This is a genomic window from [Bacillus] selenitireducens MLS10, from assembly GCF_000093085.1.
In the GTDB taxonomy this organism is placed as follows: Bacteria; Bacillota; Bacilli; order Bacillales; family Salisediminibacteriaceae; genus Salisediminibacterium; species Salisediminibacterium selenitireducens.
The window spans coordinates 1,972,491-1,998,589 of sequence record NC_014219.1 but is presented as its reverse complement, the minus strand read 5'-3'; the positions used below and the strand labels follow the sequence as shown (position 1 = coordinate 1,998,589).

The 26,099-nt window shown below is 46.1% G+C and carries 20 protein-coding genes; all 20 read right to left on the bottom strand.

Annotated features, from left to right (window positions below):
• Window positions 1–100: 100 nt before the first annotated feature.
• The 20 genes from ltrA to rseP all read right to left on the bottom strand — a co-directional run bounded on the left by ltrA (window position 101) and on the right by rseP (window position 26,092).
• Entirely contained in the window at window positions 101–1,417 is a 1,317-nt protein-coding gene (ltrA, locus tag BSEL_RS09225; protein WP_232970449.1) for a group II intron reverse transcriptase/maturase, read from the bottom strand.
• Window positions 1,418–1,951: 534 nt separating this feature from the next.
• Window positions 1,952–3,622, bottom strand: a complete 1,671-nt coding sequence (locus BSEL_RS09215; protein WP_013172730.1) for a ribonuclease J — start codon at window positions 3,620–3,622, stop codon at window positions 1,952–1,954.
• 139 nt (window positions 3,623–3,761) lie between these two features.
• Window positions 3,762–4,640: a 4-hydroxy-tetrahydrodipicolinate synthase gene (dapA, locus tag BSEL_RS09210; RefSeq protein ID WP_013172729.1), complete on the bottom strand. Its 879-nt coding sequence runs from the start codon at window positions 4,638–4,640 to the stop codon at window positions 3,762–3,764.
• Window positions 4,641–4,671: 31 nt separating this feature from the next.
• Window positions 4,672–5,877 (bottom strand): aspartate kinase, encoded by a 1,206-nt coding sequence (gene dapG / locus BSEL_RS09205; protein WP_013172728.1) that lies wholly within the window; start codon window positions 5,875–5,877, stop codon window positions 4,672–4,674.
• A 21-nt stretch (window positions 5,878–5,898) separates the two neighbouring features.
• Window positions 5,899–6,945 carry an aspartate-semialdehyde dehydrogenase gene (locus BSEL_RS09200; protein WP_013172727.1) on the bottom strand — a complete coding sequence of 349 codons (1,047 nt, stop codon included), beginning with the start codon at window positions 6,943–6,945 and terminating at the stop codon, window positions 5,899–5,901.
• A gap of 181 nt (window positions 6,946–7,126) precedes the next feature.
• Window positions 7,127–8,356 (bottom strand): M16 family metallopeptidase, encoded by a 1,230-nt coding sequence (locus tag BSEL_RS09195; RefSeq protein ID WP_013172726.1) that lies wholly within the window; start codon window positions 8,354–8,356, stop codon window positions 7,127–7,129.
• Window positions 8,357–8,442: 86 nt separating this feature from the next.
• A complete protein-coding gene (gene pnp, locus BSEL_RS09190) occupies window positions 8,443–10,545 on the bottom strand; it encodes a polyribonucleotide nucleotidyltransferase (RefSeq protein ID WP_013172725.1) in 2,103 nt (700 codons plus the stop codon).
• 199 nt (window positions 10,546–10,744) lie between these two features.
• A complete protein-coding gene (gene rpsO / locus BSEL_RS09185; protein WP_013172724.1) occupies window positions 10,745–11,014 on the bottom strand; it encodes a 30S ribosomal protein S15 in 270 nt (89 codons plus the stop codon).
• A gap of 133 nt (window positions 11,015–11,147) precedes the next feature.
• Window positions 11,148–12,101, bottom strand: coding sequence for a riboflavin biosynthesis protein RibF (gene ribF / locus BSEL_RS09180; RefSeq protein ID WP_013172723.1), 954 nt, complete (start codon window positions 12,099–12,101; stop codon window positions 11,148–11,150).
• Between the two features lie 28 nt (window positions 12,102–12,129).
• Entirely contained in the window at window positions 12,130–13,065 is a 936-nt protein-coding gene (gene truB / locus BSEL_RS09175) for a tRNA pseudouridine(55) synthase TruB (RefSeq protein WP_013172722.1), read from the bottom strand.
• Window positions 13,066–13,144: 79 nt separating this feature from the next.
• Window positions 13,145–13,492 carry a 30S ribosome-binding factor RbfA gene (rbfA, locus tag BSEL_RS09170; RefSeq protein WP_013172721.1) on the bottom strand — a complete coding sequence of 116 codons (348 nt, stop codon included), beginning with the start codon at window positions 13,490–13,492 and terminating at the stop codon, window positions 13,145–13,147.
• Window positions 13,493–13,667: 175 nt separating this feature from the next.
• Window positions 13,668–13,946 (bottom strand): DUF503 domain-containing protein, encoded by a 279-nt coding sequence (locus BSEL_RS09165; RefSeq protein WP_013172720.1) that lies wholly within the window; start codon window positions 13,944–13,946, stop codon window positions 13,668–13,670.
• Window positions 13,943–16,165 (bottom strand): translation initiation factor IF-2, encoded by a 2,223-nt coding sequence (infB, locus tag BSEL_RS09160; protein WP_013172719.1) that lies wholly within the window; start codon window positions 16,163–16,165, stop codon window positions 13,943–13,945. The genes BSEL_RS09165 and infB overlap by 4 nt, the downstream gene beginning before the upstream one ends.
• 41 nt (window positions 16,166–16,206) lie before the next feature.
• A complete protein-coding gene (locus tag BSEL_RS09155; RefSeq protein WP_013172718.1) occupies window positions 16,207–16,527 on the bottom strand; it encodes a YlxQ family RNA-binding protein in 321 nt (106 codons plus the stop codon).
• A complete protein-coding gene (gene rnpM / locus BSEL_RS09150) occupies window positions 16,524–16,802 on the bottom strand; it encodes an RNase P modulator RnpM (RefSeq protein WP_013172717.1) in 279 nt (92 codons plus the stop codon). The genes BSEL_RS09155 and rnpM overlap by 4 nt, the downstream gene beginning before the upstream one ends.
• A gap of 7 nt (window positions 16,803–16,809) precedes the next feature.
• Window positions 16,810–18,000 carry a transcription termination factor NusA gene (gene nusA / locus BSEL_RS09145; RefSeq protein WP_013172716.1) on the bottom strand — a complete coding sequence of 397 codons (1,191 nt, stop codon included), beginning with the start codon at window positions 17,998–18,000 and terminating at the stop codon, window positions 16,810–16,812.
• 64 nt (window positions 18,001–18,064) lie between these two features.
• Window positions 18,065–18,535, bottom strand: coding sequence for a ribosome maturation factor RimP (gene rimP, locus BSEL_RS09140; protein ID WP_013172715.1), 471 nt, complete (start codon window positions 18,533–18,535; stop codon window positions 18,065–18,067).
• Window positions 18,536–18,667: 132 nt separating this feature from the next.
• Window positions 18,668–22,969: a PolC-type DNA polymerase III gene (locus BSEL_RS09135; RefSeq protein ID WP_013172714.1), complete on the bottom strand. Its 4,302-nt coding sequence runs from the start codon at window positions 22,967–22,969 to the stop codon at window positions 18,668–18,670.
• Window positions 22,970–23,085: 116 nt separating this feature from the next.
• Entirely contained in the window at window positions 23,086–24,789 is a 1,704-nt protein-coding gene (locus BSEL_RS09130) for a proline--tRNA ligase (protein WP_013172713.1), read from the bottom strand.
• 46 nt (window positions 24,790–24,835) lie between these two features.
• Window positions 24,836–26,092, bottom strand: coding sequence for an RIP metalloprotease RseP (gene rseP, locus BSEL_RS09125; RefSeq protein ID WP_013172712.1), 1,257 nt, complete (start codon window positions 26,090–26,092; stop codon window positions 24,836–24,838).
• Between the last annotated feature and the right edge of the window lie 7 nt (window positions 26,093–26,099).

Here is a 26,099-nt window from a genome sequence, read left to right as displayed (position 1 = left end):
ATCCTGTTCCGTTCGAAGGTTTGGCGGTTCAATCGAGTAGGAGGGGCTTCACAGCCCCGACCTCTCACACCACCGTACGTACGGACCCGTATACGGCGGTTCAATAAGTTGAGTATGCATGCTCGTAGAGTTGACTCATGTCTTTGAGTCCCCACCCTGCGAGCTTTTCTATTTTGATGGCTTTGTGCAGTGTCTCGTTCTTGGAGGCACGCCAATAGCCTTTGCGAGTGTTTGCCATTTTCCAAGCTTCTTCGGTTTCAATGCCATACTTCATCAAATTCTTGTATCTCGTTTTAATTTTCTTCCACTGTTTCCAGATCAGTTGCCTCAGCCGATGGTGTAACCATTGCTTAATGCTGTTGATAAAGGATTTCATGTAACTGATGCCATAGTAGTTGATCCAGCCGGTTGTCACCTGGTTAATCTTAAGAATAATGTAATCGAAGGAGTTCGCCTGGTTTCTTCTCGTCAGATATTTCAGTTTGGCTTTGAACTTCGCCTTGGAGGCGTGGTGAGGTCTGCACCTGGTTTCATTATTACTTTTGTGAATGCAAAACCCCAGAAACTTTCGTTTCGTTGGTGATCCTATAGCACTTTTCTCTTGGTTCACACTCAGTTTAAGTGTTCCCTCGAGGAAAGTTGTTGTGTTAAGGAGCACACGCTCCGCAGCTCTGCGCCTTTTAACGTAGATGCAAAAGTCATCTGCATATCTGACGAAACGGTGGCCTCTTCTTTCCAATTCCTTATCCAGTTCATGTAGGTAAACATTGCTGAGAATCGGTGATAAGTTGCCACCTTGCGGTGCACCGTTTCTTGAAGATTCCCAGTTGTCCCCTATCATAATCCCGCTTTTAAGAAACTTCCAGATCAGTTTCAAGATGATCGGATCCTGAATATATTGTTCAAGATAGTTCATCAGCTTTTGATGGGGAATCGTATCAAAATAACTTTTCAGATCGATATCCACGACCATTTTGAATCCTTCATCATAATATTTTGCGGCTTGTTTAATCGCTTGTTTGGCATTTTTACCCGGTCTGAACCCATAACTGTTTGGAGAGAAGTGCGGATCTATTATCGGGTCAATAACTTGAAAAATCGCTTGCTGGACCATACGGTCCCGGACTGCCGGTATCCCCAATTTGCGTTTCTTTCCATTCTCTTTCGGAATCTCTACCCGTTTTACGGGCAAAGGTTGATATGTCCCTTTTTGGATTTTGGCTATCAATGGTTTCGCATATTGGTGAACATGTGCTTCAAGTTGGTCAACGGTCATCCCGTCGACCCCGGGGTTTCCTTTATTGGAAATCACCCGGTTCATCGCCAAATTCAGGTTATCCGGACAGACCACTCTGTCAATTAATTGCATACCGCTTTTCGACTCCTTTCGTTGCCAGATTGCTACACGCTTCTGCATACTCTTCCGCTTCCAGCGTATCCCTCTGCAGATAGCCGTCCGGAGACGTTTTCTGTGATTAAAGCAATCCTGTCAATTTCATTTGTCTCAAAGACGCTTATTGTTCGGTCCTTCATCCCCATGGGATTACTATGACCTCGGCTGACTTCTTACGATTCAGGAATCCATCTCTGAATTCCTTGTTCCTGTAGGATCTTCCATCCTTCTTGTCGGGAACCCTCGTAAGACCTCCCGGGGTAAGCACTGTCTCCTTCGTCCTATCGCCGCCATATTTACACTGTGGGGTTCGGGCAGTATTGGACTTTATCTTGTATAGCAGACTCATCCGCCCCATTTGTGCCTGATATGGTTCGTGTTCCTCGGTACAGGAGTTTGTCGCCGGCTTCCTTCAGATTCCACCTCACGGTGGACACCCTTGCCATTGACTAGTGGTTCCTACTGCCAAGCCCACAGGAGACTTTCACTCCCAAGATACAGTGCATGCCCGGCACACTATAAAAAGACTCCGACGCGAATTCGCCGGAGTCTTCTGTATCAACCTTCCATAATAATCGGCATGATCATTGGACGGCGTTTTGTCTTATCAAACAGTAATTTACTTAACTGATCACGGATACCACTCTTCATCGTAGCCCAATCCGTCTGATTTTGCGCAATCTGCTGATCGATTGTTTCCTTGACAAGCGTTTCGGCCTGCCGAATCAGGGCTTCAGATTCCCGGACATAGACAAAACCTCTTGAAATCACGTCAGGACCTGACAAAACCTTATTGTGGGCTTTATTGAGCGTCACGACGACCACCAGAATGCCATCTTTAGAAAGCAAGCGGCGATCACGAAGAACAATATTTCCAACATCACCAACACCGAGGCCATCAATTAAAACATGTCCGGCAGGAACTTTTCCAGTCTGCTTTGCTTTACGCTTATTGAACTCCACACATTCGCCTTTATCAAGTAAAAAGATCTCATCCTGCTGAATGCCAACGGAACGCGCCAGGTGATGCTGTGCCACTTGCATCCGGTATTCTCCTGCTACCGGAATAAAGTGTTGCGGCTGAACCACGTTCAGGAGCAGCTTCAATTCTTCCTGGCAGGCATGGGCAGGGACGTGGATTTTTTTATCTTTTCCGTACACCACATCAGCACCGGTTCTAGAAAGCAAATCAACCATTTGCGATACCTGTTTTTCATTACCCGGGCTTGGTACTGCTGAAATAATGATCCGGTCTTTCGATTTGATTTTCACCGTCTGGTGTGAACCTTTTGCCATTCTCATCAGACAGCTCATCGGCTCTCCCTGACTGCCTGTGGTGACGACAACCGTTTCATCTGATGGAAGCTTTTTATACGTCTTCAGATCAATGAGTGTTCCTTCAAGATCATCAAGATACCCAAGTTCAAGAGCAATTTCAACAGCCCTCTCGATTTCCTTACCTACAACGACTACCTTGCGTTCTTCACGCTCTGCCGCTTCAAGCACTTGTTGAATGCGATAGATATTTGATGAAAAAACCGATACAATAATCGATTCCGGTGCTTCATGGAATGATTCTTTAAGTCCTTCTGCGACGAGGGATTCCGAAGGGGCATAGCCCGGGACTTCCGCTCCTGTGCTGTCTGAGAGGAGACACAGTACGCCTTTTGAACCGATTTCTGTTAACTTATCCATTTCCGAAGGCATGCCATCCACAGGGTTTTGATCAAATTTAAAATCACCCGTATGAATGATCGGTCCCTGCGAAGTATGAATCATGACACCCAGCGTGTCCGGTACACTGTAATTCGTTTTGAAAAAGCTGACGGGTGTTTTCCCGATTTTAATTTTGGAATTGGAATGCACTTCATTAAACTGCTGTTTGCCTGGGACGCCCACTTCGTTACAAAGGTCTTTGACCAGGGCCATCGTGAACCTCGAACCGTAAACCGGCACATTCAATTCACGAAGAACATAAGGAAGAGCTCCAATATGATCATCGAGGGCCTGCGTCAGGATAATCCCTTTCACCTTCTCCTTATTCTCAATCAGATAAGTCATATCCGGGATCACAATATCCACCCCGAGCATGTCGTCCTCAGGATGCATACAGCCGGTATCGATAATAACCATTTCATCATCGAGTTCAAGCACATACATGTTCTTTCCGACTTCTCCAACGCCACCAAGGGCGTAAAACTTTATTTGTTCTGTTTGCTTATTTGACAATGTCTGTTCCTCCTAATGCTATTCATGAAATAAGATCCGTTCGATATGTCTCCTCAGTCAGTATACATTACAAAAGGTCTTTCTAACAAGTAGAAAACAGGACGCGGAATCGTAACCGCCTCCTGTTCGGATTCATGTACTACAGCTTTTCTCTCAGTGCAACGATCGATTCGAGGGTTTTTCGTTCTTCTTCCGTCAGCGGAACAAGTGGCAAACGAACACCACCGACGTCCAGTCCGGTCATATCTAGGGCTGTTTTCACCGGTGCAGGACTTGGAGCAATAAACATCCCTCTCATAATAGGCAAGAGTTTCTGATGAAGAAGAGCCGCTTCCCCGACCTGACCATCCTTATAATACCGGACCATCTGCTGCATGTGTTTACCGATAATATGGCTGCTCACAGACACGATCCCGTCAGCTCCCACTGCCAGACTCGGCAAAGTCAAAGAGTCATCTCCCGAGTACACTGTAAAATCATCGGGTGTATTTGCCACGATCATGGTCACCTGATCGAGATTGCCACTCGCTTCTTTAACACTCGTAATGTTCTCGATTTTCGCCAGTTCAATCACTGTTTCCGGCAGGATATTCACTGCCGTTCGTCCCGGTACATTATAGACCATAACCGGTAACGATGTCTTTTCAGCAATCGTCTGAAAATGTTCGTAAAGGCCTTTTTGGGACGGTTTGTTATAATAGGGCGCCACGAGCATAATACCGTCAACGCCTACACGCTCTGCCCGGATTGTTAACTCAGCAGTGGCGTATGTATCATTCATTCCGGTACCGGCAATAATGGGTACGCGTCCGTCTGCAATTCTGACTGACTGCTGATAAAGTGCCGCTTTCTCCTCTATACTCAGCGTAGCAGATTCGCCGGTTGTCCCACCGACTACCAGTCCATCACTTCCATTTTCAATCAAATGATTGATCAGCACCTCAAGCTGATCGTAATTGATCATCCCCTGGTCATCAAACGGTGTAACCATCGCCGTCAGTACAGTTCCAAAGCTCATCAAACGATCCCTCCTTCTTTCTCATTCCATTTTAACAGATAAATGCTTCGTGCAAAGCATTTACAGCATCTTTCATCTGATTTTCATAAACGAGAACCCAGATGGTTGTATGGGAATCGGCCGACTGCAAAATCGTGATGCCTTTTTTTGAGAGGGCCTGAACAATTTTGGATGTTACACCGGGTACGCCCGTCATTCCTGCCCCTACGGCAGAAACTTTCGCAACACCTTCCGTCACGGTCACTTCGCAGCCGAGTCCCGAAAGAAGTGAGGCCGCCTGATTGCCAAGATGAGACGGCACAGTAAAAGCGGCTCCTGTTGGATGAATGTGAATAAAGTCAACGGAAATACCATTTTGGGCCAATGTCGCAAATACTTCAGCTTCTGCATGCGGCTTTTGATGAAAGGTCACGCTGATTTGAACAAGACCTCCAACATGTGCAATACCCGTCACCAGCTTTTCTTCGAGATCAAGACCGGGTCTTCCTGAAGGTGATCCTGTGATCAAGGTCCCAGCAGCATCAGAGTGAATCGAGCGGATCCTGATCGGTACCTTTGCCTGCATTGCCACTTCAACAGCTCTTGGATGGATGACCTTGGCACCCTGATAAGCCATGTTGCAAATTTCATTATATGTAACGGTTTCAAGGGTTTTTGCTCCGCTTACGATCCTCGGATCGGCTGTCATAATGCCGTCCACATCGGTGAAAATATCAATAACATCTGCTTCTAATGCTGCTCCGAGCGCTGTTGCTGACGTATCGGATCCCCCTCTGCCAAGCGTGGCTGTTGTCCCTTTCGGTGTTTCTCCCTGAAAACCGGTTACGACGATCACATCATATTCACCAAGATGCGAGCGGATCTGTTGCGGATTCATATCTGTTATCTTGGCATTCCCATATTCCTCCGTTGTTCTGAATCCGGCCTCTTTGCCTGTCATGGCAAGGCTTTTGAGCCCGCCGTTTTGAAGAAGCCAGGAAAATGTCACTGCGGATATCGTTTCTCCACAGGCCATCAGAAGATCAAGTTCCCGTTTGGGCTGGGTCGACGTCACACCGCCGACAAGGGATAACAGTGTATCCGTTGCATAAGGATCGCCGAGTCGCCCCATTGCTGAGACGACCACGACAACCTTATACCCCTTCCTGACAGCATCCATGACATGCTCTGCAGCTTTTATTTTGACGTCATCTGATTGCAGAGACGTCCCTCCGAATTTTTGGACACAAATATTCATGGATCATCCACTCTCACTCAATTATTTTTTTAATAAATTCTGTTCGACAAGGGATTGCGCGATTTGTACAGAGTTTAAGGCTGCCCCTTTCAGGAGGTTATCGGCAACCACCCAAAAATGAAACCCTTTTGGATGATCAAGGTCCTGCCGGATCCGTCCGACAAACACATCATCTTTTCCTTTTGCATCCGTCGCCAGTGGGTAAATCTGATTGGACGGATCATCCTGAAGTGTAACCCCCGGCGCCTCTTCCATCAGCTTTTTGAAGCCTGCCACATCAAGACCATCTTTCTCGACTTCCACATATACAGACTCAGAATGGCCGGTCTCTACTGGCAGTCTTACACAGGTTGCCGCAACCTGTATGCTGTCATCTGACATAATTTTCTTAGTTTCATTTATCATTTTCATCTCTTCAAACGTATAGCCGTTATCCTGGAATTTATCGATTTGCGGGACAGCATTGAAAGCGATCTGATAGTGCTTCTTATCTCCTCCAACAGGGAGTATCTGCGGATTGATCGGCTCATCGTTCATAATCTGCTGAGACTGTTCATACATTTCATCAACCGCTGCATTACCTGCTCCGGATACTGCCTGATACGTGGATACAATAACCCTTTTAAGTCCAAAGGCTTTTCGTACCGGCTCCATCGCTGCAACCATTTGGATTGTTGAACAATTCGGGTTGGCAATGATGCCATTATGCTCCTTCAGAGCATCTGCGTTCACTTCAGGAACAACCAGTGGAATGTCTTTATCCATTCGAAACGCACTTGTGTTATCGACAACCGTCGCTCCTCGCTCAACGGCTTCAGGCGCAAGCTCTTTTGATATGGAACCACCTGCACTGAACAAAGCAAGATCAACGCCCTCAAATGATTCGGGTTTCGCTTCTTCCACCGTCAGCTCCTGCCCTTTAAACATGATTTTCTTTCCTGCAGATCGGCTCGAAGACAGAAGTTTCAACTCACTGATTGGAAATTCCAAGCGGTCGAGGGTATCGATCATCTGTTGCCCCACTGCACCTGTTGCTCCTAAAATAGCTACATTATACATTTTTGACATGTGTTATTTCTCCCTTCGATTCCTGTTGTAGTTTTACGCACGCATAATCAAATTATAGCGAAATCTGTCTGAATCGTGAAGAAGGATATGACGGTGCATGATGAGACGAACCGGAATAAAATCTTCTCTGAAGGAAGCGTTGCCGGATCGCTTACATTTCGTCAGGATTCCTCACATATCGTTAACGTTGCGGCAGGTTTCCTGCACCGCTCACGACTGAAATTGACGGTGTCTGTTCAAACAGATTCGACGCGACGTCCTGAATATCCTCTCTCGAGATAGCGTTTATTCGCTCAAGGACATCATCAAGGGTCCGATGTCTCCCGAGAATCAATTCATTTCGACCGTTTCTCTGCATTCTGCTTGAAGTCCCTTCAAGACCCAGCATCAGACTGCCCTTAAGCTGTTCCTTCCCATTTTGCCATTCCGTATCTGTAAGACCACTTTCCTTCACTTTTTGAAGGTTGCTCATAATGACTTCATAAACATGGTCCAGGCGGTCAATGGCACAACCTGCGTAAACCGACAACAGGCCTGTGTCACGGTATGCCTCATGAAACGAATACACCGCATATGCGAGCCCCCGCTCCTCTCTGACCTCTTGAAACAGCCTGCTGCTCATCGAACCGCCAATCGCATTATTCAAAAGGACAAGAGGATACATTTGGGAAGAATCCGCTGCAACTCCCTCAAATCCGAGTGCCAAATGGGCCTGATCGGTTTCCTTTTTCCTGCCTTTTTCACCAGGGAAAAAGGCAGGCTTTTCAATCAGACCAGGCTGATGGGATGGCATATCAGAAAAGCGATTGATAATCCCTTCGATGAACCGTTCGTTAACATGACCGCAAATGGAGATGACCACGTTCTCAGCTGTATATGTCTTCTTCATGTAGTCGTTAAGCTGCTCTGTCGTAAACGAGTCAATCGTGGATTTATATCCCAAAATCGGTCCCGCCAACGGGTGACCGCCATAGGTTATTTCACTTAACTGTTCAAAAACAAGATCATCAGGGGTATCCTCATACATATTGATCTCTTCTTGAATCACCGCCTGCTCTTTTTTGATATCTTCTGCAGCAAGCCTTGAATGAAAAAATATGTCCGCAAGAACATCCATTGCAAAGTCAGCGTGAGAATCAAGAACTTTCGCATAGTAACACGTATATTCTTTTGACGTCATGGCATTGACATGTCCGCCAATTGCATCAAAACTCGCAGCAATTTGCTGAGGAGAGCGTGTTTTGGTTCCTTTGAACAGCATATGTTCAATAAAATGAGAAATCCCTTTCTCATCCTCTTCCTCATACCTTGACCCCGTACCTATCCAAATCCCCATTGAGACAGACCGAACATCTTCTGATTGTTCATAAACGATTCGTAACCCGTTTGGTGCTGTAACTTTTTTTACCACTGTATCCTCCTGCGCCTGATTCAGGCCATCACATATTCAGTCAAAAAACCGGAAAATCAGCGATTTGATTTTCCGGCTTGTCTGGTTTATTTCTTCGCTTCTTCGTTAAGAACCGCTTTGCGGGACAGATTGACACGTCCCTGGTTATCAATTTCTGTTACCTTAACGAGCAGTTCATCTCCAATGGAAACGACATCTTCCACTTTTCCGACTCGCTCATTTGCGAGTTGTGAAATATGGACAAGGCCATCTTTTCCTTTAAAGATCTCCACAAAGCAACCGAACTTCTCAATTCGCTTTACTTTACCAAGATACGTTTCGCCAACTTCCACTTCACGAACGATTTCTTCGATCGTGCTCAGCGCTTTATGGATCATGTCAACATCCAGTCCGGAAATAAATACGGTACCATCCTGCTCGATGTCGATCTTCACTCCGGTTTCTTCAATGATCTTGTTGATAATCTTACCACTAGGTCCGATTACATCACGGATCTTATCCGGATGAATATTCATCGTCTTGATCTTTGGTGCATATTCGCTCAGCTCATCGCGAGGCTCAGGAATAGCAGAAAGCATGTTATCAAGAATCTTCAAGCGTCCATCACGGGCCTGTTCAAGAGCTGATTTTAAGACTTCACGATTAATGCCTTCGATCTTGATATCCATCTGAAGGGCTGTAACGCCGTCTTTCGTTCCGGCAACCTTGAAGTCCATGTCGCCAAGAGCATCTTCCATACCCTGAATGTCAGTAAGGACCGTCATGTCTTCACCGTGCTTTACAAGTCCCATCGCAATCCCTGCAACCGGTGATGTAATTGGAACACCTGCTGCCATCATCGCCATCGTGGATGCACAAATACTGGCCTGTGATGTAGACCCGTTTGATTCGAGTACTTCAGAGACAAGTCTGATTGTATACGGGAAATCTTTTTCAGAAGGGATTACCTGTTCAAGAGCACGTTCACCCAATGCACCATGCCCGATTTCACGACGTCCCGGGCCACGGATTGGGCCGGTTTCACCGACAGAAAACTGCGGGAAGTTGTAGTGATGCATGAACCGTTTTGACTCTTCGATACCCAAGCCGTCAAGGATCTGTACGTCACCCAACGCACCGAGTGTACATACGCTTAATGCCTGCGTCTGACCTCGTGTGAAAAGACCGGAACCGTGAGCTCTCGGAAGAATGTCGACTTCTGAAGAAAGAGGACGGATTTCATCAACCTTCCGGCCATCTGGACGGATATTTTCTTTGGTAATGAGTTCTCTTACCGTTTCCTTCAGCAGTTTATTCAGTATTTCTTTTACTTCTTTCGATCGGTCTTCTTCTGGTTGCTCTGTTACATAGTCAAGCATAATTTCATCATAAACGTCTGAAATCGCATCTTCACGAGCTGCTTTCTCAACGACCTTCGCAGCTTCAGTCAATTTGCCGTATGCTTTCTCACGCAGCTCGGTTTCCAAGTCTGCATCTGTTGTTAAAAGCTGCACTTCCATTTTCGGTTTGCCAACCTCGGCAATGATCTCTTCTTGAAATGCGACAAGGCGCTTGATCTCATCATGTCCAAACAGGATTGCATCCATCATGTCTTCTTCCGGGACTTGCTCGGCCCCGGCTTCAACCATGTTAACCGCATCCTTCGTACCTGCAACAATCAGATCAATATCACTGTCTGCCATTTGAGTCGTTGTCGGATTAATGATGAATTCACCATTAACACGCCCGACTGTAACACCTGCAATTGGTCCGCCGAATGGAATATCAGAGATAGACAGCGCCATCGATGAACCGATCATCGCTGCCATTTCAGAAGAGGCGTTTTGATCACTGCTCATCACAATGCTGATAACCTGGACATCATTTCTGTAGCCATCCGGAAATAATGGACGGATCGGCCGATCGATCAAACGGGAGGTCAGAACCGCATTGTCACTTGGACGGCCTTCGCGTTTGATGAAACCGCCCGGTATTTTTCCTGCTGCATAAAGACGTTCTTCATAATTGACTGTCAGCGGGAAAAATGGCAGGTCCTTGGGTTCCTTGGAACCGGTTGCTGTGGAAAGGACGGTTGTGTCTCCGTATTTCACCATGACTGCACCGTTTGCCTGCTTGGCATACTTCCCTACTTCGAAGGACAGCGTTCTGCCTGCCCACTCCATTGAATACACTTTTGATTCTTCACTCATAATGTGTTCTCCCCTCACTGAATGCGCTGAAAGACTGCTTCAGCACTTCTGTGTATATTATGTAATAGCATTACATCTCGAATTCTTTCAACCCTTATATCATAACAAATATTAATGGGTCATGAAAGCTATTTCTAGTTTATGCCGGTTAAAAAAGGCCATAAAAAAAAGCGGGATCTGCATCCCGCTTTTTGCTCCATTAACGACGGAGTCCTAGTGCGTCTACCAGATTACGGTATCGCGTAACATCTTTATTACGCAGGTACGTAAGAAGATTACGACGCTGACCTACCATCTTCAGAAGTCCACGACGTGAGTGATGATCCTTCTTGTGCGTACGAAGATGATCATTCAAAGTCGTGATCTGTTCGGTAAGGATAGCAACCTGTACCTCAGGAGAACCGGTATCATTCTCATGGGTCTTGAATTTCTCAATGATTTCGTTCTTGCGCTCTACTGTTAAAGCCATCCTGTTCCACCTCCTTTTCATTCTATCCCCAATTGCCGAGCAGACGTCGGTGGATCGTCATGCCAAGCATTGGTTCATAACATTATCAATTATACCAGTGCGAAGGTGAAAGGTCAAGTACAATTTCTCTCTGTTACGTCACCCGGTCGCTGAAAAATGTTTTAACCTGATCCACATCTTTTTTGATCTGGTCAACCAGTTCATCCACACCGGAGAATTTCACTTCTCCCCTGACAAAGTCATGAAAGTACACAGTGATATGCGTATCATAAATCGTTTTACTGAAATCAAAGAGGTGGATTTCCAAAACCGGAGCATCAGGCTTTTCATCATGGAAAGTCGGTTTGAAACCAATATTGCAAATGCCCGTATACTCAAAAGAATCCCCTTCTACGTTTGCGGTCACGGCATAAACACCCGGAGCCGGCGTGAGGGTTTTGTCATCAACTGATACATTCGCGGTTGGAAAACCGATGGTTCTGCCTCTCTTCTCGCCGTGTTCAACGTTTCCACTGAGGGTATACAACCGTCCGAGATAATCATTCACTTTCCTGATATCCCCTTTCACAAGGGCTGTTCTGATGGATGTGGAACTGATCTTCTCTTTCGTGGATGCCACTTTCTTCACAATTGTCTGAGTCAGCATGCCGCGCGAATGAAATGGCAGTGTTTCCATCGTCCCTTTCCCCATTCGTCCATAGGTGTAATCAAATCCGGCTACAACATGAACAATATTCTGTCCAATCAGATACTGATCAACAAATTGCTGGGGGGACAAATCTGCAAACCGCGGATCAAATTCCACAATGATCAGATAATCAACCCCACTGAAGCCAATCAGCTCGGCTTTATCCTCTATCGCGGACAAATACTTCACCTCTTTAGCCGTCTCCGGACGCAATACTTCCTTTGGGTGAGGATAAAAAGTCATGACACCGCTTTTGACCCCCAGTTCTCCAGCTTTCTCTTTGGCCATCTCAATTACCTTTTGATGGCCTTTATGCACACCGTCAAAAAAACCGAGAGCCACTGCCAGCTGTGGCAGATTCAACCCTCTTTGCGGGTGTTTCATTCTTATGATCTCCATCAAATCACCTCACATCTGCCCTGTCACATCACCTGTCATTTGCAGTCAGAATCATTTTCTCAGGACGCATCATACCATGCCGTTTGGGATCCTTTTTGTATAATGCAATCAATCGTCCATCCGGATCGAAAATAACAAAAAAAGGAATATCAGGGTCATCCATTTGTTTTGGCAGGGGCAAGATTCCTCCCTGAAGGATCCTTGTCAAATCGTCGTCTTCCACCGTTAATGAAGGTACATGTTCAAAGGCATGTTCAATGGGCAGCAGTATGTGTTCAGGCTGCTCATCCGCATATTTCTCCATATCTTCAAAGGTAACACAATCTTCCTTGGAAAACGAGCCCGAAGCATCCCGCGTTAATCGCGACATATGAGCCGGATACCCGAGTTTTTCCCCCATGGTAACCGCGAGCGTTCTGATATACGTTCCTTTGCTGCAATGACAGGTGAAGGTGAAAGATACAGAGCCGTTATCATGCTGATAAACAGGTGAGGTTCTCTCCAACGAATGGACGGTAATCGTCCGAACCGGGCGTGTAACAGACACACCTTCCCTCGCATATTCATAAAGACGTTTGCCGTTAACTTTTACCGCTGAATACATAGGCGGTATCTGTTTTTGTTCACCAGTCAACTGAACGAGCATGTCATCCACTTCCTGTTCGGTGAAAGCCTCCTCGGGCATCCTTGTTTCAACCGTTTCGCCGCTAGCATCCTCTGTTTCCGTGGACCAACCGATTGTCACTTCGCCACTGTATACCTTTTCTGCCGCCGTCAAATATTCCACAATTTTTGTCGCTCTTCCGACGCAAATCGGTAAAACACCATCCACGTCAGGATCGAGGGTTCCGGTATGTCCGGCTTTTTTCGTCTTCAATATACCGCCGGCTTTTCGCACGGCCTGAAACGACGTCATCCCCCGCGGCTTCCACAACGGAAGGATACCTGCTTTACTGTTCGTCATAATTGCCTCCTTTTGCATGCTGCGCACTCCATTATCAAAAGAGAAACAAGGAGCAGCGCTGCGCGCTGCTCCTGCTCCATTATTCCTCTTTGTTAAGATTTCTCAACAGCTCATCGATTCGGTTCCCACGCTCGATGCTTTCATCGAATTTGAAATCCAGTTCAGGAGTTTTTCGAAGCTTAATCCGCTTGCCGATTTCACTTCGAATATATCCATTAGCCTTCTCCAGAGCAAGTAGACTCTTTTCTCGTTCATCATCGTCACCATAAACGGTAACAAAAGCCGTCGCCTGCTGCAGGTCACCGGTTACATCGACTGCGGTAACCGTAACAAATCCAATGCGCGGATCTTTAATGCCCCGCTGAATAATATCTGTCAGTTCTTTTTTTATCTGTTCTCCAACACGGTTTGCTCTTAAATTCCCCATGTTTATCACTCCTTGGACCATGAAACATTCATACATCAAACCATCGTGTTTCGGATTAGTACCACTCTTACGAGCATGAGTTAAAACATCAATTCATTTGATCATGAAGGTTTACCAATACGAACCTGTATGGATCATGGTTATTAGACAGGTTTCCCTGCAAAATGGCAGCCGGTCAGAGCCATTCCCAATCAATGGTCGTCACATCCATTTCAGGCTGACTTTCCATAAATCGTATCACTCTGTTCAGTTCTTTTTCAGCGTGCTGTCTTTCGTTACTGACGGTCACAACCGTCCATTGAATGCGTTGCCAGCGATCATAATGATCCGTTTCAGCAATGGCAATATTAAATCGCTGAGACAACCTTGATGAGACACTCTTACTGACAGAACGCTTTTCTTTGAGAGATTGGCAATCATACAGCAACGCCTCAGCGACAATAACACCTATCATTTCCGCTTAACTTCCTCCATGATATAGGCTTCGATAATATCGCCCTCTTTGACATCATTGAAGTTTTCAATGGTAATCCCGCACTCATAATTCTTCGCTACTTCTTTCACGTCATCTTTGAAACGTTTCAAGTCGTTAACTTCTCCTTCAAATACAACGACGCCATCCCGGATCACCCGGACAGATGAATGTCTGGTGATTTTACCGTCGGTTACGTAAGAACCTGCGATCGATCCGACTTTGGATACTTTAAAGACCTGACGGACTTCCGCCTGACCAATCACTTTTTCCTGATAGATTGGATCGAGAAGGCCTTTCATGGCAGATTCAATTTCTTCAATCGCATCGTAAATGACACGGTGAAGACGGATATCCACACCTTCAACCTCGGCAGTACGCTTCGCGTTCACATCCGGGCGCACGTTAAATCCGATAATGACAGCATTAGAAGCCGAGGCAAGAATGACGTCGGATTCGGCAATAGCGCCTACACCGGTATGAATGATGTTGATTTTCACACCTTCAACCTCAATCTTCTCAAGTGAACCTTTCATAGCTTCCGCAGACCCCTGTACGTCAGCTTTCACGATCACGTTGATTTCTTTAATATCACCCTGCTGAATCTGGTTAAAGAGATCATCAAGGGAAACCCTGGATGATTCGCGACGCTGTGCTTCTCTTTGCTTCATGGCACGCTGCTCACCGATTTGTCTCGCCTTCTTCTCATCTTTGAAGACCATAAAACGGTCCCCTGCCTGAGGAACGGCATTCAAACCGGTAATTTCAACGGGCATCGATGGATCCGCAGTCTTCACACGACGCCCAAGATCATTGACCATTGCACGCACTTTACCAAATGCATTCCCTACAACAATCGGATCACCGACGTGCAGAGTACCACCCTGAACGAGAAGTGTGGCTACAGGACCTCGTCCTTTGTCAAGCTCAGCTTCAACAACCGTACCATAGGCTTCGCGGTCCGGATTGGCCTTTAACTCTTCCACTTCAGTCACGAGAAGGATCATTTCAAGAAGGTCATCAATCCCCTTGGCATTGAGAGCAGATACTTCCACAAAAATCGTGTCGCCGCCCCATGCTTCTGCAACCAGTCCATGTTCCGTAAGCTCTTGCATCACACGATCCGGATTGGCACCTTCTTTGTCGATTTTGTTTACAGCAACGATAATCGGCACTTCAGCCGCTTTCGCGTGATTAATTGCCTCAATCGTCTGAGGCATAACGCCATCATCCGCTGCTACGACAAGAATTGTAATGTCTGTTACCTGAGCACCGCGGGCACGCATGGTGGTGAAGGCTGCGTGTCCTGGCGTATCGAGGAACGTGATTTTTTTATCATTTTCAACGACCTGGTAAGCACCGATATGCTGGGTAATACCACCCGCTTCGCCCGCTACAACTTTTGTGTGACGAATGCTGTCAAGGAGCGTTGTCTTACCATGGTCAACGTGACCCATGATCGTCACAACAGCTGGGCGTTCCTGAAGTTTCGCGTCGTCTTCTTCCTGATCACCAATGATTGATTCAAAATCAGTTTCATCAACGATCACTTCTTCTTCAACGGTAATGCCGTATTCTTCAGCCAGAATTTCAAGCGCCTCTTCTTCTAGCTCCTGGTTAATGGTTGCCATAACACCCAGGAACATCAGCTTCTTAATGACTTCTGAAGGTTCACGGTGGATCTTTTCGGCAAAATCACCGACCGTGATTGGCGGTGTGTACAACACTTTTTCAGGCAATTTTCGCGGCATGGTTGATGGCTGTGAATTTTTGGGTTGCTGACGGTTATCATTACGGCGGTTCTTTTTGTTTTTATTAGGGCCTTTATTACCCTGTTGCTTTTGGTTGCCGGGCTTTCCTTGATTTGGCTGGTTTCTCTGGCCGGGCTTCTGTTGGTTGGACTGAGGCTTTTTACTGCCGCCCTGTCCTTTATTCGGCTGGTTTCCGCCACGGCTGTCATTTTTCTGGTTCGCACTCGTCTGATTTTGCGGTTTCTTTGCATCAGGCTTTGGAGCGGAAGATTCCTGCTTTGTGTCTTTTCCTTTTTGACCGGAGATACCTTCCAATTTATTCATTGTTTCACGGTCTATCACACTCATGTGGTTGGACACCTCAATGCCCATTCCTTTTAATTTATCAATTACCGCTTTACTGGTTGTGTTGTTTTCTTTTGCATACTCATAGATTCTTTTTTTACTCATATTCATACCTCCTGATTTCGATTCAGAGAAGCAGAGCGGGATTATTGCCTGTCAGACACACTGTTTTCAATGCGATTCTGAATGGAAGAAGCAAAGCCCTGATCCATCACAGCAAGAGAAACGCGTTCTCCTTTGCCAATCGCCTGCCCGAGGGCTGATCGATCGGATGTGATTTTCAATGGCACCTTATAAAATGACGTCTTATCCTTCATTTTTTTCAATGTTCCATCTGAGGCATCAGCGGCAACGATCACGAGCTTTGCCTGCCCGGATTGAATGGCTTTGACAACCTGCTCTTCACCTGTAATCAGCTTACCTGCACGTAAAGCCAACCCTAATGTTGACAGCCAGTTGCCTTTCATACAAGCTTGCTTCTTTCATGTTCCCGGATCAGCTGATCATAGACATCCTCATCAACTTTTGCTTTTAAATGACGGGCGAGAAGGTTCGCTTTCTTTGCCTTCTCAATCACATCACGATCATTTGCAATATAAGCTCCACGTCCTGATTTTTTACTGCTTGGGTCTACAAAAACCTCGCCTTCAGGCGAACGTACTACTCTGATCAACTCTTTTTTCGGCTTCATTTCCTGGGTTACGACGCATTTTCTCAAGGGCGTTTTTTTCTTTGACGCCATCACATCATCACTCCCGGTCGTCCTTCTCAGGCTCATCGTCCTCTTCATCCATGTCTTGGAAGATATCTTCATCTGCCAGTTCAGCGAATGATTGGGGAAGATCTTCATCCGTTTCTTCATCATCGAATGGCTCATCATTGTCTGCTACTGGATAAATACCTGATTCTTCAGCTTCCGATTCACTTTTGATATCAATTTTCCACCCTGTCAGCTTTGCAGCGAGTCGGGCATTTTGACCACGCTTACCAATGGCCAGGGATAATTGATAATCGGGTACGATAACCGTTGTCATTTTCTGCTCTTCATTTACAAGAACATCCACGACTTTCGATGGGCTCAGCGCATTGGATACATAAACTTTCGGGTCTTCCGACCAGCGCACGATATCAATTTTTTCACCTTTAAGCTCATCGACAATCGTCTGAACACGCTGTCCGCGCTGTCCCACACATGAACCAACCGGATCAATATCTTCATCTTCTGCGTGAACGGAAATTTTTGAACGTTCACCGGCTTCACGTGAAACAGACTTCACTTCGACAGTCCCGTCATAGATTTCAGGCACTTCAAGTTCGAACAAACGCTTAAGTAAACCCGGGTGTGACCTTGAAATCATAATTTGAGGACCTTTTGTGGTTTTTTCGACCTTTGTAATAAAGGCCTTGATGCGATCGTTATGGCGATAGGTCTCATTTGGCATCTGTTCATTCAAAGGCATAAGTGCTTCGACTTTACCGAGATCCACATAAATGAAACGGTGATCCTGACGTTGCACAATCCCTGTCATAATATCTTCTTCCCGATCAATAAAATCGGAGTAAATAATACCACGTTCAGCTTCTCGTACGCGCTGAGTGACTACCTGCTTGGCAGTCTGTGCAGCAATGCGTCCGAAATCGCGAGGGGTTACTTCGATTTCGACAATATCATCCACCTCATAATGCGGATTGATCCCTTTTGCCTCTTCCTGGCTGATTTCAAGCCGGGCATCAAACACTTCCTCCACAACCGTTTTCCTGGCAAACACCCGGATTTGACCGGATTCCCTGTCGATATCCACCCGCACATTTTGGGCAGAATTAAAATTCCGCTTGTAACCCGTTATCAATGCCTGTTCAATCGCTTCTAAAATAATTTCTTTATCAATGCCTTTATCTTTTTCGATGCTTGCCAAAGCATCCATAAATTCACTGTTCATTAAATCCTGTTCCTCCTTTCGTTATTCAACACGTTCTTCTGCCACCGGTATCTGTACGAAGGTATCAAAAAATAACAGCCAGCCTGGCTTTCGACACCTTATCATACGGGATCTCCACCTGGCTCACACGTGTTTTGATCTTTTGTTCAACAGTCAGTGTCTCACCATCAAAACCGATCAGTTTGCCTTCGAAAACCTTCTCGTCCTCTATCGGTGCATACGTGGCGACATGTACATTCTTACCGATCGCCTTTGTGATATCTTCTGCTTTTTTCAATGGCCGTTCTGCTCCGGGTGATGACACTTCAAGATAGTAGGCCTGCTCAATCGGGTCGGACTGATCCAGCTTTTCACTCAATCGTTCACTGACGGTCGAACAATGATCCAAATCAACGCCCTCCGGCCCATCAATAAATACTCTCAAAAACCAATTTTTACCCTCTTTAACAAACTCAATATCAACAAGCTCAAGACCTGCCTCGCTCACAATGGGCTCAGCCAGCTTCTCCACCTTGTCTGTGATTGCTGATGACATGTTGGCGCGTTCCTCCTTTACTCAAAAGCCTTATTCATTAAAAGAAAGAGTGGGAATCCCCACTCTTTCCGGTCGCCTTTTCGTTTCTGTCCTCTGATAATATAACACAATTCCCTCACCCTTGCAAACGAGTCAAAAGAGGGACAGCTGGTTCGTATCAGGCATTCCGTCAAGACATCCATGGTCATCAAGATTCTCGAGAACGGTTTTAGTGATTTTACTTCGTTCTCTGAGATTTTCCTTACTCAGAAATTCACCATCTTTTCTTGCCTCCACAATGCTTAAAGCAGCATTCGTTCCAACACCCGTAAGCGCGTCGAAAGGAGGCAGGAGCGCGTTCTCTTCCACCTGGAATTCGCTTGCTTTTGAACGGTAAAGATCCACTTTCTTAAAGGAGAAACCTCTCATCGTCATCTCGAGAGCCAATTCAAGTACTGTGAGTACACTTTTTTCTTTCGGAGTTGCATCCAGCCCTTTCGAATATATCTCTTCAATGCGTTTCCGAATAGTCGCTGAACCCCGGATCATCGTATCCAACTCAAAATCATCGGCACGCACAGTGAAGTACGCTGCATAAAACATCATCGGGTGATGGACTTTGAAATACGCAATGCGGATTGCCATCAGCACGTAGGCAGCAGCATGTGCTTTCGGGAACATATACTTGATCTTCAAACATGATTGAATGTACCAGTCCGGCACACCGTTTTTCTTCATCTCCTCAATCCATTCAGGATCAAGTCCTTTTCCTTTACGCACAAACTCCATAATTTTAAAAGCCAGCGAATGCTCAAGACCCTGATAAATCAGATACACCATGATATCATCCCGGCAACCGATCACATCTTTTAATTCACAAGTGCCTGCCGCAATGAGATCAGCTGCATTATTCAACCAGACATCACTTCCGTGACTGAGCCCGGAAATCTGAACGAGTTCGCTGAACGTCGACGGTTTCGTTTCTTCAAGCATCTGTCTGACAAAACGTGTCCCGAATTCAGGAATCCCGAAGGTGCCTGTTTTGCACATGATATCTTCTTCTTTCACACCGAGAGATTCAGTGCCGGAAAAAAGCTTGAATACTTCCGGATCGTCAACAGGAATATCTTTCGGGTCCATCCCGCTCAGGTCCTGAAGCATCCGGATGACCGTCGGATCATCGTGTCCAAGAATATCAAGTTTCAACAGATTATCGTGGATCGAGTGAAAGTCAAAATGAGTCGTTTTCCACTCAGATCCGTCGTCATCTGCCGGAAACTGAATCGGGGAGAAATCATAAATATCCAAATGATCCGGAACAACGATGATGCCGCCCGGATGCTGCCCTGTCGAACGCTTCACACCAGTGCAGCCGCTGACAAGGCGATCGATCTCTGCCCCTTTCAGCTGCATGCCCATATCACCCTCATACCCTTTTACATAACCATATGCTGTCTTATCTGCGACAGTGGTGATCGTCCCTGCGCGATACACGTAATCTTCGCCAAAAAGATCTTTTGTATAGTTGTGTGCTACAGGCTGATACTCACCCGAGAAGTTCAAATCGATATCCGGTACTTTGTCGCCCTTAAACCCAAGGAAGGTTTCAAACGGAATATCATGACCATCCTTCTCATAAGGTGTCCCGCATTTTTCACAGTCCTTATCCGGGAGGTCAAAACCTGATCCGACAGAACCGTCGTTGAAAAAATACGAATACTGACAGCTCGGACATACATAGTGAGGCGGTAATGGATTGACTTCCGTAATTTCCGTCATCGTGGCCACGAAGCTTGAGCCGACGGATCCCCGGGAGCCGACAAGGTAACCGTCGTCCAAAGATTTTTTGACGAGCTTCTGAGAGATCAGATAAATAACGGAGAACCCGTTGGAGATGATACTTGTCAATTCCTTCTCAAGCCGTTTCTCCACAAGTTCCGGTAAAGGATCGCCATAAATGCTTTTCGCACGGTCGTAACACATCTGTCTCATTTCCTCATCCGCGCCCTCGATATGAGGGGTATAGAGGTCATCCGGAATCGGTTTGATTTCATCGATTTCATCGGCGATTTTCCTTGAATTCGTGACCACGATTTCCTGACGTTTCTCTTCCGACAAAAAGGAAAAACAATCAAGCATCTCATTGGTTGTCCGGAAATGCACCTTTGGCAGCGTAATCCGGTTCAGTGGATTTGCCCCTCCCTGACTGGCAATAAGAATTTTGCGGTAGACGTGATCCTCCTCATTCAAATAGTGAACATTCCCGGTGGCAACAACCGGTTTATTGACCGTCTCACCGAGTTTAATCAGATTTTTGATCACCGACTTCAGCTCAAGTTCATCGCGAATGATTTCTTTTTCAATCAGATGCTGGTAGTTGGAAGGCGGCATCACTTCGAGGAAATCATAGAATGCAGCCGTTGACTCCACTTCCTCAGGTGCCTTTTGCATCAACCCGTCAAATACTTCACCCTGATCACAGGCGGATCCGATCAAAAGGCCTTCCCGGTGTTCGACAAGAACCGATTTCGGAAGTCTCGGAACACGGAAGAAATAATCGATATGCGCTTTTGAGACAAGTTTATATAAATTTTTCAAACCTTCAGCGTTTTTGGCATAGATCGTACAATGATTCGGCCGCTGTTTTTTGTAATCATCAGGAGACGACTGATCATTAAGCGCACTGTGAGTGGTAATCCCTTTTTCCACAGCGTCCCTGACCATTTTCCAGAGCAGATGCCCCGTCGCTTCCGCATCGTAGATCGCCCGGTGATGCGAGACAAGCTCAATATTGAATTTCTTACATAATGTATTCAGCCGGTAATTTTTGAATGTCGGGTAAAGCATTCGCCCCATTTCCAATGTGTCAATGACCGGATTTGCCGCTTTGTCCATGCCAGCCTTCTGATAACCTGCGTCAAGAAAAGCCATATCAAACGCTGCATTATGAGCGACGAGTATATCATTGCCGCACCATGCTTTGAAATCCTTCAGGACATCATGGATCTCAGGTGCATCAGCCACCATATCGTCGGTGATCCCGGTCAGATCAATGATCGTTGGACTCAGAGGTTCATGCGGATTTGCAAAGGATTCAAACCGGTCAATGATCTCGCCACCCTGCACTTTAACAGCAGCAAGTTCAATGATTGTATTATAAACGGCTGAAAGCCCTGTTGTTTCCACGTCAAATACAACATACGTATCTTCCATAAGGTCGCGGTCTGATGGATGGTACGCAATCGGCACACCATCATCAACAAGATTGGCTTCAACTCCGTAAATGATTTTTATCCCATTCTTCTTCCCTGCACTGTATGCTTCAGGAAAAGCCTGGGCACCAGCATGATCGGTGATGGCAATAGCGTGATGTCCCCATTTTTTTGCCTGTTCCACATATCGTCCGACGTTCGTCACAGCATCCATTTGACTCATCGTTGAATGCATATGGAGTTCCACACGTTTTTCACCTTCTGGTGCAGTGTCCTGTCTTTCAACGGGCTTGACCTGTTCAAGATCCCTTGCCATCATCGCAAAATCCCTGCTGAAGGTGTCGTACTGCACCGGTCCCCGCACTTTAAGCCAAATCCCTTTTTTAATCGCTTCAAACACCGGGAGATCTTCTTTATCATTGGAGAACATTTTCACCGAAATGGAATCCGTGTAGTCGGTAATTTTAAATGTTAACAATGTCCGACCGCTTTTCAACTCTCTGGTTTCTGCATCAAACACCAGTCCTTGGGCGGTAAACCGTTTCTCTTCCTCCACAATCTCTTTCAGTGGTCGCGGGTCATCCTTAATACGGGTGCCATGAGTAATGGCATGCTTCTCTTGCATATCTTTCGCTAAGTCTTCCTGCTTTCTCTTCTCCTTCATCGCCTCAACGACTTCGAGCTGGTCTTCCTGGACACGTTCTTCTCGAAAGCGCTGCATCTCTTCCTTCGATTCGTGAACAGCTACACCCCATAAAACGCCCTGAAAGCCAAATATTTCGGACAACGTTTGAAGAGGTTCCATAATTCGACGTTCCATCATTTCCTTTTCCGTTTCATTTTGAACAGAAATTATCAATTTCTTTCCGTCGGATTCTGGTACCTGGTTCTCCAAGCGGTGGATCAAACCGTTTGTATAGGATCGTAACCGTTCCACATACAACGGCCAATACTCTTTAGCAAGGGATAGCGAATGAATGTCTTCTTCATATGTCAGCATAAATTGCACATCGGCAATATGTGACAGTCCATGAATCAGCTTGGCAGAGAATCGCTCATAAGCCTCCTTTGTCATGGGTACGCTCAATCGAAAACGAAACAGCCATTTGCGTTCTTTTTTATGTACGGTCAATGACTCAATCCAGCCATCCCGAAGAAACCGTTCCCGAATATCCTCCGGCATCTGAACCTGATCCATCAGTAAGTCAAATCGTTCTTTACGGACCGCTAGATCTGTTTCCATAATAGCCTCCTCATTTCATGAATATCAGAGAATCCATACACAGAGCCTACTCAGTACGGGTATAGCGCTAAACGTGAATGGAAATGGTATCCTGCCGCAGCAGGATACCATCATGATTACCGATTAACATATTCAAGAATGGTATTCTTCAAATCATCACGATGTACCTCAACGGTTTCACCGGACTTTCTGTATTTCACTTCAACGATTCCTTCTCCGGCTTTCTTACCAATTGTGACGCGGATTGGCAGCCCAAGGAGGTCACTGTCTTTAAACTTGACTCCGGGACGCTCCTGACGGTCATCAAACAGAATGTCAAGACCGCTTTCCTGAAGTTCAGTATACAGGGACTCCGCAAGTGCTTTTTGCTCATCCTGCTTGATATTCACAGGAATCAGATGCGCCTGAAAAGGCGCCACACTCAGTGGCCAAATAATCCCATCTTCATCATGATGCTCTTCTATAATGGCTGCGACCGTTCTTGATACGCCGATGCCATAAGAACCCATCACGATCGGACGAGCCTTTCCCTGATCGTCGAGTACAGTGGCCCCTAATGCTTCACTGTACTTCGTGCCGAGTTTAAAGACATGTCCAACTTCGATCCCTTCTTTGAATCGGATTGTTCCTTTACCATCAGGTGACGGATCACCTTCTTGAATCATACGGATATCCGAAACCTTATCAAACGTGAAATCACGATTTGGATTCACATTTGTATAATGTTTATCGGCCTCATTGGCACCGCATATCAGATTCCTCATAACCGAAACAGCAGGATCACCAACAACCGTTACACCTTCCGGAACATGGACCGGCCCAAGATAGCCAAAATCAGCACGCATCCATTTGACCGTTTCTTCTTCAGTCGCAAGTTCAACGCTTCTTGCATCAAATAGATGCTTGATCTTAATATCATTGACTTCATGATCACCACGAACAAGAGCGAGTACCGGTTGATCGTCGACATTAAAGAGCATGGCCTTGATGCATTTCGTAGCGTCAGCATTCAGGTATGCGCCAACCTGTTCAATGGTTTTCTGATCAGGTGTATCGACTTTTTGCAAAGGTTTTTCTGCCTCGTCTGATGGTTTATAACGCACGTTCACTTCAGCAATTTCAATATTCGCAGCATATTCAGACTCATCCGAGTAGGCAATCGTGTCTTCTCCGATACTTGAGAGAACCATAAACTCGTGAGTGTCTTTACCACCCATGGCACCAGAATCAGCGACAACTGCTCGGAAGTTCAAATCGCAGCGGGTAAAGACTTTTTTATAGGCTTCATACATTTGATCATAGCTTTGATCAAGTCCTTCGAAGTCGACATCGAAAGAATACGCGTCTTTCATAAGAAATTCCCGCCCTCTCAATACGCCAAAGCGCGGTCTCCGCTCATCACGGAATTTTGTTTGAATCTGATACAGCGTCATTGGCAATTCCTTATAAGAGCGGATATCGTCACGCACGATGGCTGTAATGACCTCTTCATGTGTCGGACCCAAAGCAAATTCACGCTGGTGACGATCTTTAAACCGCATCAGTTCAGCACCGTAATCGTCCCATCTGCCGGACTCTTGCCAGAGTTCAGCCGGCTGAATGGAAGGCATAAACATCTCCTGAGCACCGGCACGATCCATTTCCTCTCTGACAATCGCTTCCACTTTCTGAAGGACTTTGTAGCCTAACGGCAGGAAAGAATAAACGCCTGAAGTGCTTTGGCGAATCAGGCCCGCTCTGAGCATAAGCTGATGACTCACAACGTCAGCATCGCTTGGAATGTCACGTAATGTTGGAGATAAATATGTTCGTTGTCTCATTGATAACAGCCACCTTTGTTAAAATGTCATAATATCCATAATCTGTTTACATGAAGAGCCTGTTAATATCATTCCACGTAACGGCAAGAACAAGGAGCATAAGCAGTGCAAAGCCGATAAAATGGACCATTCCTTCTTTTTGAGGGTCCACAGGTTTTCCCCGGACTGCCTCAAGACCGATAAAAAGGAGCCTTCCGCCATCAAGTGCCGGCAACGGCAGTAAATTGATGATCCCGAGATTTACACTGAGTATCGCGGTCCACTGGAACAGGATCAGTAATCCCATGGCAACGACTTCGCCTGTGTATTCATAAATCCCTACAGGACCAGCAAGTGCGTCAAGTGAAAACTGCCCGGTAACAAGCATCCCAAGTGCTTCAATAATCAGGATTGTTGTTTCATACGTTTGGGTAAAACCAAACAATATCGCATCTGTCACACTCCGCTCCATTGGCGGATAGACACCGATGACACCCTGTTCCATCTCATCCGGACCTTCTCTGACCTGTGTCACCATAGATACGTCAAAAGTTTCCCCATTCCGCTCCACGACAAAAGTGACTTCCTGATCGGGTCTCGTCTGAATCTCTTCGGTCATTTCAAACCAGTCCGATACCGGATTACCCTCAATTTCAACAATCCGGTCCCCGGTTTCTAGCCCGGCTTCGATTGCCACACCGTCATCCGTCAAGTCGCCCACAACGGCTTCTTCCGTCGGCATCCCTGCGATCAACGCATAGGCGATAAACGCAATGACTGCAAGCACAAAGTTCATTAGAGGACCTGCAAAAATAGCCATGGCACGTTTGCCGACAGATTTTGATGCAAACTGACGGTTGTAAGGTGCAATCTGTGTCGGTTTCTCGTCATAAATATAAAAGGCCTTCTCATCGACGTCCAAACTGACAAATTCTTCATCATTGATGTAACCGCTGATGACGAGTTCATGTTCAAGGTCGATATGCTCAACCTGGAGAATTTCGCAATCCGGGTGTTTCGATTTGTTATTCACAATGATTTCATTTACCTTACCTTGTTCATCGTATTTCAGTCCTATTTCGTACCCGGGCTTGATTTGAATCATTTCCGGATCTTCACCGGCCATTCGGACAAAGCCGCCCAAAGGAAACGCCCTGATCGTATAGACCGTTTCGTTACGTTGAAACGAAAACAGCTTCGGCCCAAAGCCAATGGCAAATTCCCGGCACAGAATACCGGCACGCTTTGCAAATACCAGATGTCCCCATTCATGAATGGATACCAGTACAGCAAAAATAACTATTACAGCAATAAATGTATTCAAATTTTCC

Bases quoted from the DNA above. Each gene is read 5' to 3' on its own strand.
- ltrA (WP_232970449.1), bottom strand. From the start codon at position 1,417: ATGCAGAAGCGTGTAGCAATCTGGCAACGAAAGGAGTCGAAAAGCGGT.
- dapA (WP_013172729.1), bottom strand. From the start codon at position 4,640: ATGAGCTTTGGAACTGTACTGACGGCGATGGTTACACCGTTTGATGAC.
- dapG (WP_013172728.1), bottom strand. From the start codon at position 5,877: ATGAATATTTGTGTCCAAAAATTCGGAGGGACGTCTCTGCAATCAGAT.
- BSEL_RS09200 (WP_013172727.1), bottom strand. From the start codon at position 6,945: ATGTCAAAAATGTATAATGTAGCTATTTTAGGAGCAACAGGTGCAGTG.
- pnp (WP_013172725.1), bottom strand. From the start codon at position 10,545: ATGAGTGAAGAATCAAAAGTGTATTCAATGGAGTGGGCAGGCAGAACG.
- rpsO (WP_013172724.1), bottom strand. From the start codon at position 11,014: ATGGCTTTAACAGTAGAGCGCAAGAACGAAATCATTGAGAAATTCAAG.
- ribF (WP_013172723.1), bottom strand. From the start codon at position 12,101: ATGGAGATCATAAGAATGAAACACCCGCAAAGAGGGTTGAATCTGCCA.
- truB (WP_013172722.1), bottom strand. From the start codon at position 13,065: ATGACGAACAGTAAAGCAGGTATCCTTCCGTTGTGGAAGCCGCGGGGG.
- rbfA (WP_013172721.1), bottom strand. From the start codon at position 13,492: ATGGGGAATTTAAGAGCAAACCGTGTTGGAGAACAGATAAAAAAAGAA.
- BSEL_RS09165 (WP_013172720.1), bottom strand. From the start codon at position 13,946: ATGATAGGTGTTATTGTCGCTGAGGCGTTGCTGTATGATTGCCAATCT.
- infB (WP_013172719.1), bottom strand. From the start codon at position 16,165: ATGAGTAAAAAAAGAATCTATGAGTATGCAAAAGAAAACAACACAACC.
- BSEL_RS09155 (WP_013172718.1), bottom strand. From the start codon at position 16,527: ATGAAAGGCAACTGGCTGTCAACATTAGGGTTGGCTTTACGTGCAGGT.
- rnpM (WP_013172717.1), bottom strand. From the start codon at position 16,802: ATGGCGTCAAAGAAAAAAACGCCCTTGAGAAAATGCGTCGTAACCCAG.
- nusA (WP_013172716.1), bottom strand. From the start codon at position 18,000: ATGAACAGTGAATTTATGGATGCTTTGGCAAGCATCGAAAAAGATAAA.
- rimP (WP_013172715.1), bottom strand. From the start codon at position 18,535: ATGTCATCAGCAATCACAGACAAGGTGGAGAAGCTGGCTGAGCCCATT.
- BSEL_RS09135 (WP_013172714.1), bottom strand. From the start codon at position 22,969: ATGGAAACAGATCTAGCGGTCCGTAAAGAACGATTTGACTTACTGATG.
- BSEL_RS09130 (WP_013172713.1), bottom strand. From the start codon at position 24,789: ATGAGACAACGAACATATTTATCTCCAACATTACGTGACATTCCAAGC.